The 15,491-nt window shown below is 39.3% G+C and carries 14 protein-coding genes; 12 read left to right on the forward strand and 2 right to left on the reverse strand.

Translation table 11 applies throughout. The features are described from left to right. The first annotated feature begins 28 nt into the window (after positions 1–28). From V6670_RS05520 to V6670_RS05540, 5 genes are all read left to right on the forward strand, one after another. Complete coding sequence (locus V6670_RS05520) at positions 29–1,252, forward strand: pitrilysin family protein (protein ID WP_141903482.1); 1,224 nt, start codon at positions 29–31, stop codon at positions 1,250–1,252. 783 nt (positions 1,253–2,035) lie between these two features. Then, entirely contained in the window at positions 2,036–3,031 is a 996-nt protein-coding gene (locus V6670_RS05525) for an ABC transporter substrate-binding protein (RefSeq protein ID WP_141903483.1), read from the forward strand. A gap of 17 nt (positions 3,032–3,048) precedes the next feature. After that, complete coding sequence (locus tag V6670_RS05530) at positions 3,049–4,041, forward strand: iron ABC transporter permease (protein ID WP_036121351.1); 993 nt, start codon at positions 3,049–3,051, stop codon at positions 4,039–4,041. Continuing rightward, positions 4,041–4,823, forward strand: a complete 783-nt coding sequence (locus tag V6670_RS05535; RefSeq protein ID WP_089932007.1) for an ABC transporter ATP-binding protein — start codon at positions 4,041–4,043, stop codon at positions 4,821–4,823. Before V6670_RS05530 ends, V6670_RS05535 begins: the two co-directional genes overlap by 1 nt. Positions 4,824–4,834: 11 nt before the next feature. Then, the gene (locus V6670_RS05540; protein ID WP_036121345.1) at positions 4,835–5,329 is read left to right on the forward strand and encodes a pyridoxamine 5'-phosphate oxidase family protein; all 495 of its coding nucleotides are present in this window, start codon (positions 4,835–4,837) and stop codon (positions 5,327–5,329) included. Between the two features lie 958 nt (positions 5,330–6,287). Here V6670_RS05540 and V6670_RS05545 read toward each other — a convergent pair. Both V6670_RS05545 and V6670_RS05550 read right to left on the reverse strand, forming a co-directional pair. Then, the gene (locus V6670_RS05545; RefSeq protein WP_338653026.1) at positions 6,288–6,599 is read right to left on the reverse strand and encodes an ATP-binding cassette domain-containing protein; all 312 of its coding nucleotides are present in this window, start codon (positions 6,597–6,599) and stop codon (positions 6,288–6,290) included. A gap of 141 nt (positions 6,600–6,740) precedes the next feature. After that, positions 6,741–7,118, reverse strand: coding sequence for a GntR family transcriptional regulator (locus V6670_RS05550; RefSeq protein WP_338653028.1), 378 nt, complete (start codon positions 7,116–7,118; stop codon positions 6,741–6,743). A 141-nt stretch (positions 7,119–7,259) separates the two neighbouring features. Between V6670_RS05550 and V6670_RS05555 the strand changes: the two genes are divergently transcribed. The 7 genes from V6670_RS05555 (at position 7,260) to V6670_RS05585 (ending at position 15,306) form a co-directional block, all read left to right on the forward strand. Beyond that, entirely contained in the window at positions 7,260–7,523 is a 264-nt protein-coding gene (locus tag V6670_RS05555; RefSeq protein WP_036121342.1) for a sporulation protein, YlmC/YmxH family, read from the forward strand. Between the two features lie 9 nt (positions 7,524–7,532). Next, the gene (locus tag V6670_RS05560) at positions 7,533–8,312 is read left to right on the forward strand and encodes an NAD(P)-dependent oxidoreductase (protein WP_036121339.1); all 780 of its coding nucleotides are present in this window, start codon (positions 7,533–7,535) and stop codon (positions 8,310–8,312) included. Further along, positions 8,306–8,896 carry a dipicolinate synthase subunit B gene (locus V6670_RS05565; protein ID WP_089932009.1) on the forward strand — a complete coding sequence of 197 codons (591 nt, stop codon included), beginning with the start codon at positions 8,306–8,308 and terminating at the stop codon, positions 8,894–8,896. Before V6670_RS05560 ends, V6670_RS05565 begins: the two co-directional genes overlap by 7 nt. Before the next feature lie 82 nt (positions 8,897–8,978). Beyond that, the gene (locus V6670_RS05570) at positions 8,979–10,016 is read left to right on the forward strand and encodes an aspartate-semialdehyde dehydrogenase (RefSeq protein WP_058843933.1); all 1,038 of its coding nucleotides are present in this window, start codon (positions 8,979–8,981) and stop codon (positions 10,014–10,016) included. A gap of 13 nt (positions 10,017–10,029) precedes the next feature. Further along, entirely contained in the window at positions 10,030–10,929 is a 900-nt protein-coding gene (gene dapA / locus V6670_RS05575) for a 4-hydroxy-tetrahydrodipicolinate synthase (protein ID WP_058843932.1), read from the forward strand. A 266-nt stretch (positions 10,930–11,195) separates the two neighbouring features. Continuing rightward, positions 11,196–12,863, forward strand: a complete 1,668-nt coding sequence (locus V6670_RS05580) for a ribonuclease J (RefSeq protein ID WP_036121329.1) — start codon at positions 11,196–11,198, stop codon at positions 12,861–12,863. A gap of 154 nt (positions 12,864–13,017) precedes the next feature. Beyond that, the gene (locus tag V6670_RS05585) at positions 13,018–15,306 is read left to right on the forward strand and encodes a DNA translocase FtsK (protein WP_338653037.1); all 2,289 of its coding nucleotides are present in this window, start codon (positions 13,018–13,020) and stop codon (positions 15,304–15,306) included. Positions 15,307–15,491 lie beyond the last annotated feature (185 nt).

The raw sequence follows: 15,491 nt of genomic DNA on the forward strand, positions 1-15,491 counted from the left end.
GAGAATTTTTATAATTGGGGGAGATTTTTTGGTTCAAGTACATACATGTCAAAACGGTGTTCGGCTAGTATCAGAGCATATAGATCATGTGAGGTCTGTTGCATTAGGTATTTTTGTGAATGCAGGTTCTCGCTATGAGCTACCAGAAGAAAATGGCATCACACATTTTATTGAACATATGTTGTTTAAAGGAACAACAACTCGCTCAGCCCGTCAAATTGCTGAAGAATTTGATCGAATTGGCGGAGAGTTAAATGCCTTCACATCGAAAGAAAATACATGTTATTATGCAAAAGTTTTAGATCATCATGCAGAGCTTGCTGTCACAATACTAGCAGATATGTTTTTTCATTCTACGTTTGCGGAAGAAGAATTAGAAAAAGAGCGACAAGTGGTATTAGAAGAAATATTAATGAGTGAAGATGCGCCTGATGATGATGTTCATGAAAAACTGTGGAGTGTCATGTATCCGAATGATGCACTTGGTCGTCCGATATTAGGAACTGCTGAGACATTAAAGACTTTTACAGCTGACGCCATACGACATTATATGGACAAACATTATGGTCCAGAATCTGTTGTTATATCCATTGCGGGGAATATTTCAGCTCAGCTTATGCAAACGATTGAAGATTTATTTGGACACTACCAACCTTCTCCACAAGCGATTGCGCCTGTACTGACAAATCCTGCATTTTATCCAGGAGAAATGACGAAAATTCGTGATACCGAGCAAGCACATCTTGCGATTTCATATCCAGCAATTGGTGTGAAAGATCCAGATATGTATAGTTTTATTGCACTGAATAGTATTATTGGGGGCAATATGAGTTCTCGATTATTTCAAGAAGTACGAGAGGAACGTGGGTTAGCTTATTCTATCTTTTCCTACCAATCCTGTTATGCCGATGTTGGCGCGTTTACGATTTATGGTAGTACTAGTCGCCAGCAATTAGCTCAGCTTCAGCATACCATTGATGCTACTTTACTGGACATTGTCGCTGGTGGCATCACAGCAGAAGAGCTTGATAATGCAAAAGAGCAGCTGAAAGGTAGCTTTGTCCTTGGTTTAGAAGGCACAGGGGCCCGTATGAATCGCAATGGGACAAGTGAGCTGGTGCATCGTAAGCATCGTACTGTAGACGAGGTACTTGCATCTATAGATGCTGTATCCATGGAGTCAGTAGATCGACTAATTGCCAAAATTTTAAAAGCCGAACCAGCTATCTCGATTATTGGCCCAAGCGAATAAAAGAGCTTAAAATGATACTAATTATCCAAGTTATAACAATTTATTCATTATAGTAAAAAGGAGAACTTTGAATATTTCCAAGGTTCTCCTTTTAGTGTTGAAAAACAAAACAGTCAATTGAAAGGTAGAAATGGATTTCCGTTGCCGGCTACTTGCTTTCCTGTGGGCGAGCACCCCGAGCCGCCTCCTCCGCTATTCCTCCGTTTAGAGGCTCGCCTGTCTCGCTATCCCACGGGAGTCAAGTAGCCTTCCACTCCAACCCCCAAAAGTGTTACCTTTTTAGCAAAGGTTTTCAAATAAAGTGAAGGTGTTCACTACTTTTTATGGAGAGGTGTTGTCACGCACCACCTCTCCACATTGAAAATAAGAGCTTATTCCCTCTAAGAATACAAATAACGGACTATTTAATCGCTATGTTACTATGAAAAAAAGTAAAGACACTTTGCAGAATGGTTGATTGGAGTGGAGCCAGCGTCACTCCTAGAGGATTTAGCTTCACAGGTGAGACCGTGGAGCGAGCGTAAGTGAGTGAAGCGGCTCATCGGACGCCCCCTGGAAAGGACGCTGGCGGAACGGAAATCAACCCCTCCCCTTGCAAAGTTGCTTTTTCTGCCTTTGACATGATCTTTTTTCAACAACATGAGGAGAACTTTGAATATTTTCAAAGTTCTCCTTTTTTAATGTTTATTTTCCTCTCAATTAAGCATTGAAATTCTCAATTAACTTTGATAGTATGAATGATATTGAAAATCATTCGCATTTAAATTGGAGGATATTTATCTTATGAAAAAATGGCTTGCTGTCAGTACCCTGACATTATCACTAGCACTAGCTGGTTGTGCAGATCAGGAAGAAAAGAGTACTGACAAAGAAATAAAAGAAGAAGCAACAACACAACAAGAAACAGCAGATACAGCTGATGTGCAAAAGGATGCATTTCAAGATGGTGTCGATGAGGAAGCATTCCAAAAGGCATTAGCAAGCTTCCCAACAACAGTACCAGAAAAAATTGTCACGACATCTGTGCCTTTAACAGAAATGTTACATCTTTTGGACATCACACCAGTAGGAGTGCCAACATCGACAAACCCTATCCCAGCAGACTTTGATTCTATTACAAAAATCGGCTCGCCAATGTCGCCCGATTTAGAGGTTATTTCAAGCTTACAAACAGACTTAATCCTTGGGGCATCATCATTACAAAGCTCACTTGATCAAGCACTACAGGGAATGAATTTACCGACAGCTTATTTACCAACAGATTCATATGAAGACTTAAAATTAAGCTTTAAAGTGCTCGGTACGTACTTTGGTAAAGAAGAAAAAATGAATGAGGTTTTACAAAATCTCGTAGCAAAAGAAAAAGAATTGGAAGAGAAAGCACAAGGAAAAGAATTACCATCTGTGATGCTTGTCATCGGTACATCTGATTCCTTTATGGTAATGAACGACCAATCCTACTTAGGAAGCTTAGTAGAACGATTAGGTGCAGACAATATTGCGAAATCGGTGCTAAAAGCAGAATCAACGTATTCGCCAATGAATTTAGAAGATATTGTTGTAGCTGATCCGGACATCGTTTTTGTTTTAGCATCAGGTGATCATGGAGCAAATGAAGATAAATTTAAACAAGAGATTAAAAAGAATAGTGCATGGCAACAATTATCAGCCTATAAAAATGACAAAATCTATATGCTTGATTATAGTACATTCGGTGTCACATCCATTACAAATGCTGAGAAAGCACTAACAACAATTGCAGATTATTTTTATAAATAAGTTCGTGAGGTAGAGGTATGATTCATACAGCAAGAAGTCGCATGATTATTATCACGACCTTTGTGGTAACGATTTTAGCAGCCATTGTAGCGATCGGGTTAGGCAGTGTTCATATTTCCGTACCTGATATTTTATCTACCCTGATCAATGGACGTGATCAAGAGGGTGTTTATACAACCATCATCTGGGATATTCGCCTACCGCGCGTGCTGCTCGCATTAATTATTGGTGCTAGTATCGCCATTTCGGGTGCCTTATTGCAGGCAGTTATGGGCAATCCATTAGCCGATCCTGGGTTAACAGGGGTAACGAGTGGGGCAGCGGCCTTTGTGTTACTTATTCTTTTAGCTAATCCAGAGCTAACGCATTTGATTCCGCTTGCAGCTTTTGTTGGTGGCTTAATTGCAGCAGCCATAGTATATGCTCTTGCATGGAGACGTACAGGCATTACACCCATCACCATTATTTTATCAGGGGTAGCCGTAAATGCATTGTGTGGTGGAGTCATTGGATTCTTATCCATTCTTTACAGTGATCGTTTACCATCAGCTGTGCAATGGATGAATGGTAGTCTTGCAGCAAAAGGAAATGCATCACTGCATATGATTTATGTGTATGCCATTATCGGCTGGATTCTATCCATTTTTGCCATTCGAAAAGCTAATATTATTCGTTTAGGCGATCAGGTCGCAACCAATTTAGGAGAAAGTGTGACCCGTATTCGTATTATGTTATCTATTTTAGCTGTCTTTCTAGCAGCAATTTCGGTTGCAGCAGTTGGCATGATTGGCTTTGTCGGATTAATCGTCCCACATATGGCTAGGCTACTAGTTGGCTCCGATTATAAGTACATGTTGCCTATGAGTATGGCTATGGGGGCTATTGTCTTATTGATTGCCGATACGGGTGGACGGACATTATTTGCACCACTTGATATTCCAGCAGGTATTTTAATGGCTGTTCTCGGTGGACCTTACTTCTTATATTTAATGAGAAAGAGGGCGTTCTAATGTTAACAATTGATCAGCTATCCATCAGCTATGAACAAAAGGAAGTTGTCCATAATTTTTCATTTGAAGTGAAACAGGGCGAAATTTTATCCATTATTGGACCGAATGGCTCCGGTAAGTCAACGATTTTAAAGGCGATCGCACGGATGCAGCCGTATCATGCAGGAACCATCCTATTTGATGGTGTAAATATGCGTCAATTATCCTCAAAGGAAATCGCACGCAAAATGTGTATGCTGAGTCAACAAAATCAAGCACCGAGCGATATTTCCGTCAAAAATTTAGTCGCCTATGGTCGTTATCCACATAAAAAATGGTTTGAGCGTCTCAATGCAGAGGACGAGGCCATAATTGATTGGGCATTGGAAAAAACCTACCTCTCACATTATAAAGAAAAGCCTATTGCCGCTTTATCTGGTGGGGAGGCGCAACGTGCGTGGATTGCAATGGCATTGGCACAACGGCCCCAAGTGCTATTATTGGATGAGCCCACGACCTTCTTAGATATTGCCCATCAGCATGAAGTGCTAGAATTAGTGCGAGAGCTTAATCGTGATATGGGCATGACTGTTGTGATGGTGCTCCATGATTTAAACCAAGCCTCTAGCTATAGCGATCAAATCGTTGTTGTAAAGGACGGCTTACGGGCACAAATGGGTACACCGGATGAGGTCATGACGGAGCAAATGATCCAACAAATTTATCGTATGGAAGCAGAAATTCAATATGTCACATGGGACAATGCCCCACGGATTCAATTAAAAAATACGGTCAAAGTATAGGAGGAAACAGCATGCCAAAAGCAATTGATATTGAACAAGTAAAACAAAACTATGAAGCATTTATTCAAGGTAAAAAAAATTGTGTATTAAGCTTTGTAGATGGGGAAGGCAAGCCTTTTAGTAGTACAACGCCATTTATACGTTTGAATGGGAAATTTTATGTGTATATTAGTCGTATTGCCGAGCATTACCAGTTAATGGAGCAGTCAGAAGTAGTCGATTTAATTTGTGTAGCAGATGAAGCTGTGACAGCCAATCCATTTGCCACAGAGAGAGCACGCTGGCAATGTCAGCCTAAAAATTTAGGAAATGAAGGTCATGAGGAGATTTTTGCTGCCTTCGATCAACTATTTAATGCAAAAATGATGGAAATGTTACGTTCACTCGATTTCTCATTATTTGAATTAACACCTCTAGACGGACGCTATGTAGTTGGATTTGGCAAAGCCTTTACGATTGATATTGCCAATGACACATTAATCCATGTTGTAATTGATAAAAAATAGGTTGCCAATAGGCAGCCTATTTTTTCATGTTGTTGAAAAAGGTGATGTCACTAGCAGGAAAGAACCTTTGGCAGTGTGAGGGGGTGATTTCCGTTCCGTCAGCGTCCTTTCCAGGGGGCGTCCGATGAGCCGCTTCACTCACTGCGTTCGCTCCAGGGTCTCACCTGTGACGCTAAATCCCCTAGGAGTGACGCTGGCTCCACTCCAATCAACCATGTGCAAAAGTGTCTTTTCTTTATCTTTTATACTAGCCATAAATTATTTGTATGATTAAAGAAAGGTTAGGCTCTTATTTTCAATGTAAAGAAGTGATAAGTGACAACACCACTCCATAAAATAAGTAGTGAATACCTATATTTTATTTGAAAACCTGTGCTAAAAAGTCAATAGTTTGTGGGTTGGAATGGAAGGCTACTTGACTCCCGTGGGATAGCGAGACAGGCGAGCCTCTAAACGGAGCGGTAGCGGAGGAAGCGGCTCGGCGCTCGCCCACAGGAAAGCAAGTAGCCTGCAACGGAAATCCATTTTCAGCTTTCACAAAAATGCTATTGATAGTTTTATTTTTTGATGGAATGATTAGCAAATTTCTCGCGTCGTATATAAATGAAGCCATTTAAGGTTTTTCAAGCCTGAAAGCCTCATTTACTTCATGTTTAAGTACTAAAGCCTCGATTCCAAACGCTCCCTGACGTCTTCTCACAATGGCATGCAAATCCCTTACTTCCTCACTATTCCCTTTGAAAATCCCATAATCTTATAAGAGGGTATCCTTACTTTCGCTCAATAAAATTTCACCTTTATGAATCAACTTAATATAGTCAGCATTTTTTTCTAAATCGCTTATAATATAGGAAGAAAATAAAATGCTATGTGTTTCATCCTGCATAAATGCTAAAAATAAATCCAAAATTTCATCCCGAAAGAGTAGGATCTAATCCACTTGTTGGTTCATCTAAAATCACAATAATTTTGGATGATGTGCCATTGCTAATGCAATCGACAGCTTCATCCTCATGCCCCTTGATAGTTCCTTGACCTTCTTCCTCTTTGGCACATTAAATTGAGCTAATCGTTCAAAATAATAGTCTGAATCCCATGTTTGAAATACTCTTTTCATGATTTTGTCGAGCTGCGTCGCATTTAGCGTTTCCGCTACATGTAAATCGTCAAATACGACTCCGCTGTCGTTTTTTATCGATAATTCATGTTCGACATGATCTTTATTAAAAAGCATTATTTCGCCATATTCTTTTTTCAGTAAGTTCAGCATGCATTTTATGGTTGTGGATTTTCCAGCTCCATTTTCTCAGATAAAGCCTACACGGTTCCTTGAGGGACTGAAAAGCTTACATCTTTTAAAGAAAAGCCTTCAAAGACCTTATGTAAATCATGAATCTCAATGGCATTCCTCTTAATTGTCCACCTCTACTATTAAAGATAGGAGTTCCTGCAATTTTTCATTAGAAAGACCGGCTGTTTTCGCTATTTTTACGGCCTTTTGCAAATGCTCCTCAAGCTGTCGCAGAAGTTCCTTGCGTAGAAAATTTTGATTGCGCTCTGTAACAAAGCTTCCTTTGCCTGCAACTGTTTTGATGAAGCCATCTCGCTCTATATCGGCGTATGCACATTTGGTCGTCATGACACTGATCTTTAAATCCTTTGCTAGAGCACGGATAGATGATAGTGCATCACCTGCATGTAATTTATTCGCTAGAATGGCCTCTATGAGCTGTATCGTGATTTGCTCATAGATAGGTTTATCACGGGCATTACTTAAATGGATATGCACAAATCCTCACCCGTTATAACGGTGTATATACACTACGTACAGATGTCGATGGAAATGCACCACATTCCTACTTTTGGTAGGGGGCACGATTTGCAAAAACTCGCATATATTGAGGTAATGGCACAAGGAGGGAGATGAGGCATGCTACTATCTGAGATGGTGGATAAGGAGTTAATTCAAATTGAGGGTGGCGTACATTTTGGCATCTTGGCACATACAGAATGCCTATTAGATGTGCAAACAGGGAAAATACATGGCTTTGAAATTGTGAAAGATAAACTACCATTCCAAAAAAAGAAAATGAAAGTTAGTGAAATGATACCTTGGCACGAAATTATCTTAATTGGTGAAGATCGGATTTTATTTAATAAGACATCTTCAGTACAGTCAGAATATTTACAGTGAGGTGAGCTTTTGGAAAACGAAAAATGGCTTGTTATCGGTGAGGACTCACGATTAAAGGAATTAGCGACAATGCTAAGAAGTCCATCGAGAACAGTGTTTTATAAAAGAACGACCGTTTGGAACGAGGAGTTAAATAAACTGGTTTTAGAATACCAACCAAATAAAATTATCCTACCAATTCTTCCATTAAAAATAGAAGTTGAGCAGCTCTATGGAATATCACAAGTTAAATTTTATACAGGCCGATTAACGATGCATTGGAAGCAATTACTAGAGAAAAATGAATCCATTTGCTATTTGCAACAAGAATCGTTTATATGGCAAAATGCTCGGTTAACAGCGGAGGGATTTATCGCCACGTTTTACGGACTCGAGCAAAAATGTATTTACGGACAAAATTTTACAATCGCAGGCTTTGGACGCATCGCCAAAATGCTCGCCTCTTTACTAGTTAAGATGGGGGCGAATGTCCACATTGTTGCACGTTCTGTTGTACAAGTGAGCGAGGCAAAAGCATATGGCTATAAAGCTACGAATTTAGATGATCGTCGATGGTCTATTACGGATGATATTTTCATCAATACAATTCCAGCAAAATGGATTACAGAATCATTTATAGAGCATGTTCCAGCAGTTTTATATGATTTGGCCTCAGAGCCAGGCTGTTTAGATATAGATGCGGAGCAATTACAAACGTATGTACTATTGCCATCATTGCCTGGGAAATACTTTGCACATGACGCTGCTACAATCTTGTGCAAGGCAATAGAGGAGGAAGAAGATTGTTAACGGGGAAACGAATTGGGCTAGGTATTACAGCCTCACATTGTACGTATGAAGATGTCATACCTAAAATTCAAAATTTCATTGATGTCGGAGCAACGGTTGTGCCAATTATTACTCACTCCGTTTTACATGCAGCTACTCGCTTTGGTACTGGAGAGGAGTGGATTGCCAAAATAGAAGCATTAACAGGAGAAAAGGTTATTTCTTCTATAAAAGAGGCGGAACCATTTGGTCCATCCAATCCATTAGATGCAATGGTGATTGCGCCAATGACGGGCAATAGCATAAGTAAGTTTGCGAATGCAGCAACAGATAGTCCCGTATTAATGGCAGCGAAGGCAACATTGCGTAATGGATCGCCTGTTGTATTAGGTATTTCAACAAATGATGCACTTGGTTTAAATGGTATAAACATTATGAAGCTGTTGAATGCCAAAAATATTTATTTTATTCCTTTTGGTCAGGATGCCCCCCTCTCCAAACCGAATTCTTTAATTGCTGATTTTGATCAAATGGTGGATACTGTTCATGCAGCAATTACGCAGAAAAAGCAATTACAACCGCTGTTGATACAATATTTCAAATAAATCATAGATTACACACAATTTTCAGTATTTTTGTGATACAATAGCACACATTATGGAACATGTATTCAAGGAGAGATGACAGATGACAAAGCAGTTAACAGTTGCGGTTGTTGGGGCAACAGGAGCAGTAGGTTCGAAAATGATGGAGCAATTAATTAAACGTAAATTTCCGATTGGGCATATTAAATTTCTAGCCTCTGCTCGTTCAGCGGGAAAATCAATCGAATTTAATGGTCAAACATATACAATTGAAGAAGCGACACCTGAAGCTTTCGAAGGCGTCAATGTCGCTTTATTCTCAGCTGGTGGGTCAGTATCAGCTGTGCTTGCACCAGAGGCAGCTAAGCGTGGTGCAGTAGTTATTGATAATACGAGCCATTTCCGTATGGATCCAGAGGTACCGCTTGTCGTACCTGAAGTGAATCGAGGCGACTTAGCGAAGCATAAAGGGATTATTGCGAATCCGAACTGCTCTACAATTCAAATGGTGGCTGCACTTGAGCCAATTCGTAAAGCATTTGGTTTAACGAAAGTAATCGTTTCAACATATCAAGCCGTTTCAGGAGCAGGTATTTCTGCTATTCAAGAATTAAAGGCACAGAGCGCAAATTGGGAAGCAGGTAAAGATGTAGAAGCAACTATTTTGCCGTCTGGTAGTGATAAACGTCATTACCCAATAGCACGCAATGTCATTCCACAAATCGATAAATTCACAGATAATGGATTTACATACGAAGAAATGAAAATGATTAATGAGACGAAAAAAATCATGCATGCACCAGAGCTAAAAGTAGCTGCTACTTGCGTTCGTGTTCCAGTCGTTTCAGGTCACTCTGAATCTGTTTATATTGAGGTAGAGAAAGAAGCGTCAATCCAAGAGATTTTTGACGTATTACGCAATGCACCAGGTGTAGTATTACAAGATGATATTGCAACACAAACTTACCCAATGCCTATTTATGCAGAAGGGGAAGACGCTACTTTTGTAGGACGTATCCGTCAAGATTTAGACAACAATAAAGGATTCCATCTATGGATCGTTTCTGACAATTTATTAAAAGGCGCCGCATTAAACTCTATCCAAATTGCAGAAGCAATGCTTGAGGATAACTTACTATAAGAGGGGTGTAAGGATGAATTTAGGTCGAATTGGAACGGCTATGATTACGCCGTTCAAAGATGATGGCACGATTAATTATCCAGAACTAGAACGTATTATTAATCATTTGATAGACAACGGTACAGATTGTATCGTTGCCTGTGGTACGACTTCTGAAAACCCAACAATGTCTACTGAGGAAAAAATCGAGGTTGTGCGCTTTACAGTGGAGAAAGTAGCAGGGCGCGTACCCGTTATTGCAGGTACAGGGGACAATGAAACAGCCTACTCGATAGCGATGACTCATAAAGCAGAAGAAAATGGAGCAGACGGTATTATGCTTGTAGCTCCATACTATAATAAGCCGAATCAACGTGGTATTTTCGCTCACTTTGAAACCATCGCTAAACAAACAAGTCTACCTGTTATGCTCTATAATGTCCCTGGGCGTACAGGTGTCAATGTTGCCTATGAAACTTCTGTTGCTTTAAGCAAGATTCCAAACATTGCTTGGATTAAAGAAGCGAGTGGTAACTTAGATCAGATGGGAGATGTTATAGAGAACATTGATCCAGATGATGACTTCTTAGTGTATAGTGGGGATGATGGTTTAACATTACCGTTAATGGCCATAGGCGGAGCAGGCGTTATTTCTGTAGCAGCCCATGTTGTAGGCAACGATATGCAATTAATGATTAAAGCGTTTGAAGAAGGAAATCATAAGCTAGCAGCCAAAATTCACCGAGCATTATTACCTTTAGTACGTGCGCTGTTCGCTCAACCGAACCCATCGCCTATTAAATATGCGATGACAAAGTTAGGCTTTGATACACTCAATGTACGTCTGCCAATGATGGAAATGACAGATGAAGAAAAAGAGAACTTTGACCGAATTTGGGATACGTACCAAGAAAAAGCGAAAAATTTTCGATAATGAGCAACGAGGCTGATAACTCTATCGGCCTCGTTTTTGTATGCTATAAACATCCATTCATCACTTCTCATCCTTAAAAATACTTGATTGACTCTATTCGTACAAGGTATCCAATATTTGTTTTTCCATCTACTAGCAATAAGCAAATCATAAGAAAATCTATTTCCAACGTGAAACATGTATTTTTAATTTGTGCAAAAGCTTTGCAAACCGTATAATAAATGTTAAGTGGTTGCTGTTCGGGATATTTTTTAGGAGGAAATAAATTGACAAAAAAGAAAAATGAATTGATTCGTATCATCCCTCTTGGGGGTGTAGGCGAAATTGGGAAAGCAATGTACGTAGTAGAAATTGATGAAGAGCTATTTGTAGTGGATAGTGGCTTAATGTTCCCAGAAGATGAGATGCTAGGTATAGATATCGTGATTCCTGACATTACGTACTTAGAAGAAAATAAAGAACGTGTGAAAGGTATTTTCTTAACACATGGTCATGAAGATGCGATCGGCTCTATTGCCTATGTTTTACAAAAAATAAAGGCACCTGTGTACGGATCGAAATTAACCATTGCATTAGCAAAGGAACATTTAAAAGAATTACCTGCACCACATCAGGTGAAATTTTTCGAAGTAACAAACCGTAGTCGTATGAATTTTAACTCAACGTATGTAACATTCTTCCACACAACACATAGTATTCCCGATTCGTTAGGGGTAGTGTTCCATACATCTGAAGGCGCGATTGTTCATACAGGAGAGTTTAAATTCGATCAGTCAGCGACAGGTAAATTTAAACCTGATTTAGCAAAAATGGCACAGTTAGGGGAAGACGGCGTCTTTATTCTATTATCTGAGTCTTGCGAAGCTGAACGACCAGGCTATACGACATCGGAAATTGTGATTGAAGAGCAATTATCAAAAACATTCCACTCAGCACCAGGTCGTATTTTAGTAGCTGTCTATGCATCGAATTTTATTCGTATTCAGCAAGTTTTTGCCCAAGCCCAAAAATCATTCCGTAAAGTTGTGATTGTTGGTAAGCCATTGGAAAAAGCTGTTGATTTAGGTGTACAGCTTGGTTATTTAACAGTTGAAGAAGATACAATTATTCCAATTTCAGAAATGCAAAAATATCAAGATGATGAAATTATCATTATTACAACTGGCAATAGAGGAGAGCCTCTAGATGCATTAGAAAAAATTGTCCGTAAGCACCATCGTGACATTAAAATTAAACAAGGTGATACGGTGTTAATTACATTTACACCTTCTCCTGGCATGGAAGTACAAATGGCTAATACGATGAACTCTATGTCAAAAGCCGGCGCTGAAATTTTGACTTCTAGCAAAAATGTCCACGTATCAGGACATGGTAGTCAGGAAGATTTGAAGCTGATGCTGAATTTAATGCAGCCAAAGTATTTTATTCCTGTCCAAGGTGAATATCGTATGCTCATTGCCCACTCGAAGTTAGCGCAACAGCTCGGTATGCAAAAATCACAAATCTTTATCGCCGATAAAGGGGATATCGTAGAATACAAAAATAATAAAATGCGCATGAGTGGTCGTGTACAAGCTGGTAACGTATTAATTGACGGTATCGGTGTAGGCGATGTAGGAAATATTGTACTTCGTGATCGTAAATTATTATCGCAGGATGGTATTTTCATTGTAGTCGTGACATTAAATCGAGCACAAAAGAAAATTGCCTCTGGCCCAGAAATTTTATCACGAGGCTTTGTCTATGTACGAGAATCAGAGGAATTAATGATTGAGGCATCTGACATTGCAAAAAATGTGATTGAAAAATATGTTGGGAAAGATACATTTGAATGGACGAATATTAAACAAGAAATTCGAGATACACTCAATACGTATTTATTCCAAAAAACAAAACGTCGTCCAATGATTATTCCAATTATTATGGAATATTAATTGAACGAGCTCATCGTAAAGGCTTTGAGGAAAAAGTAGATGAAAAAGGATTTTCTCCCAATTGCGGTGGAAAATCCTTTTTTTGAAATACGCAAGTTCTACATGTTATGATTCGCTACATATATAAAATGGATTGCAGAAGAAGGTGAAATAGATGGCAGTTAGTAAAAGAAAAAAAGTGACTAAAAGTAAAGCGACAACTGAAAAAAAAGATATGCATCCGCTTATGTATGAAATTTTAGGACTGCTTTTAATCGCATTAGCAGTCATTATGATTTTTGAATTTGGCATGATTGGTCGGATTCTAGAAAATATCGCAATGTTTCTTTTAGGTAATTTACACTTTGCTGTTCCATTTATGCTTATATTTGTTGCATTGTTAATGATGATTGGCCGTAAAAAAGTCAGTATGAAGGATCGATTAATACTTGGCATGGTACTCATTATTATGAGCTTAACGATTTTTAGTCATGGCATATTATTTGAACAGTTATCGAAATCAGGTGGTCTATTATCTGATTCTGTGCTACGTGAATCGTGGCGAATATTAATCAATACAGATGGCATTATTCATCGCAGCAATGCTCTGGGAGGTGGGATGATTGGCGCCCTTTTATTTAGTGGGCTTCATGTATTATTTGAAGCCTCGGGTGCAAAAGTTGTTGCTTGGGTAATCTTCTTTATTGGGCTCATACTTGTCACTGGCAAAGCATTAGTGCCATATTTAGCAGAAAAAACACCAGATCTATTTGGCAAATGGAAAAAAAAGCATCATGATAAAAAGAAAAACACACCGAAAAAACCAAACAATCGCCGCTCAAGGGTAGAAAGTGGAGATGAGGTTGCGGCTGTAAATCAAATTACGGATGTGCCTGAACAAGAGGAGGAAATACCTCATGAGCCGATTATCTCCGCTTTTACGCAAAATGTCTCTCAGGAAAGAGCTGTGTATGATACGCCTGTGATGGAAAATGAAGTAGAAGAAGCAGCGGATGAGGTTCATATCCAAGGTACAGATGCAGTGGAAAATGCAGACTATCAGCTACCGTCTTATAACCTATTACAACTACCACCTCAACATGATCAAAGTGGTGAATATTCAGTTATCCAAGCGAATGCCAAAAAGCTTGAGCAAACATTACAAAGCTTTGGTGTAAAAGCAAAGGTAACACAAGTGCATTTAGGACCAGCTGTCACAAAATATGAAATCTTGCCAGATATAGGTGTGAAAGTAAGTAAAATTGTCAATCTGCAAGATGACCTTGCGTTAGCACTAGCGGCTAAAGATATTCGGATGGAAGCCCCAATCCCTGGAAAATCGGCGATAGGTATTGAAGTACCTAATAGCGAAGTAGCCATTGTCACGCTTCGAGAGGTATTAGAATCGAAGGATGGTGCGAAACCAGAAGCATTATTACAAGTAGCCTTCGGGCGTGATATTACAGGACAAGCTGTACTAGCCGAACTCAATAAAATGCCACATTTACTTGTAGCTGGTTCAACAGGCAGTGGGAAAAGTGTTTGTATAAATGGCATCGTTGTATCCATACTAATGCGTACAAAACCGCATGAAGTAAAACTTATGATGATCGACCCAAAAATGGTGGAGCTCAACGTTTATAATGGCATTCCTCATTTATTGGCTCCTGTCGTAACAGATGCACGTAAAGCTTCGCAAGCACTGAAAAAAGTGGTATCTGAAATGGAACGTCGCTATGACTTATTCTCTCATACAGGTACACGAAATATTGAGGGCTACAATGCACATGTTCAAAAAGTGAATGAACAAACAGAGGAAAAAAATCCAAAGCTACCTTATATTGTAGTCATAGTGGATGAGTTAGCAGATTTGATGATGGTCGCATCAAGTGATGTTGAGGATTCTATTACACGATTAGCTCAAATGGCACGTGCAGCAGGGATTCATTTGATTATTGCAACACAACGACCAAGTGTAGACGTTTTGACAGGTGTTATTAAAGCGAATATTCCATCGAGAATTGCTTTTGCCGTTTCGTCAGCCATCGATTCAAGAACGATTTTAGATATGGGTGGAGCTGAGCGCCTACTTGGGCGGGGTGATATGTTATTTTTACCTGCGGGCGCTTCCAAACCGAAAAGAGTGCAAGGTGCCTTTTTATCGGATCAAGAAGTGGAGGCAGTCGTTCATTTTGTTATAGAACAGCAAAAAGCGCAGTATCAGGAGGAGATGATTCCTACCGAAGAAGAAACCATTTTAGAGGAAACGGATGAATTATATGATGAAGCTGTCCAATTAGTTGTCAATATGCAAACAGCATCCGTTTCCATGCTGCAACGTCGCTTCCGTATTGGCTATTCAAGGGCTGCACGTATTGTCGATCAAATGGAGCAACGTGGGGTTGTAGGGCCACCAGAGGGCAGTAAGCCTCGTCAAGTACTTATTCACCAATATGATAACTAAGCAAAAAAAGCTGAATGTCAAAATGGTGAGAACTACTGTATATTTGTCCAAATATTTGCAAAGAAAATGAAGAAAGAATGAATTCTATAACAGATTTTATTCAAAACTGTTTATTTCATTCTGCAAAAATGTTATATTTATGAACGATTAGTAGGAATGTTGTACATCAGATGTCTGATCTCTGA

Source organism: Lysinibacillus sp. Y5S-8 (assembly GCF_036894365.1).
GTDB lineage: Bacteria > Bacillota > Bacilli > Bacillales_A > Planococcaceae > Lysinibacillus > Lysinibacillus fusiformis_D.

Excerpts from the sequence above, each read along its gene's own strand:
- V6670_RS05540 (WP_036121345.1), top strand. The coding sequence starts at position 4,835 with ATGCCAAAAGCAATTGATATTGAACAAGTAAAACAAAACTATGAAGCA.
- V6670_RS05530 (WP_036121351.1), top strand. The coding sequence starts at position 3,049 with ATGATTCATACAGCAAGAAGTCGCATGATTATTATCACGACCTTTGTG.
- V6670_RS05525 (WP_141903483.1), top strand. The coding sequence starts at position 2,036 with ATGAAAAAATGGCTTGCTGTCAGTACCCTGACATTATCACTAGCACTA.
- V6670_RS05545 (WP_338653026.1), bottom strand. The coding sequence starts at position 6,599 with ATGCTGAACTTACTGAAAAAAGAATATGGCGAAATAATGCTTTTTAAT.
- dapA (WP_058843932.1), top strand. The coding sequence starts at position 10,030 with ATGAATTTAGGTCGAATTGGAACGGCTATGATTACGCCGTTCAAAGAT.
- V6670_RS05570 (WP_058843933.1), top strand. The coding sequence starts at position 8,979 with ATGACAAAGCAGTTAACAGTTGCGGTTGTTGGGGCAACAGGAGCAGTA.
- V6670_RS05585 (WP_338653037.1), top strand. The coding sequence starts at position 13,018 with ATGGCAGTTAGTAAAAGAAAAAAAGTGACTAAAAGTAAAGCGACAACT.
- V6670_RS05555 (WP_036121342.1), top strand. The coding sequence starts at position 7,260 with ATGCTACTATCTGAGATGGTGGATAAGGAGTTAATTCAAATTGAGGGT.
- V6670_RS05535 (WP_089932007.1), top strand. The coding sequence starts at position 4,041 with ATGTTAACAATTGATCAGCTATCCATCAGCTATGAACAAAAGGAAGTT.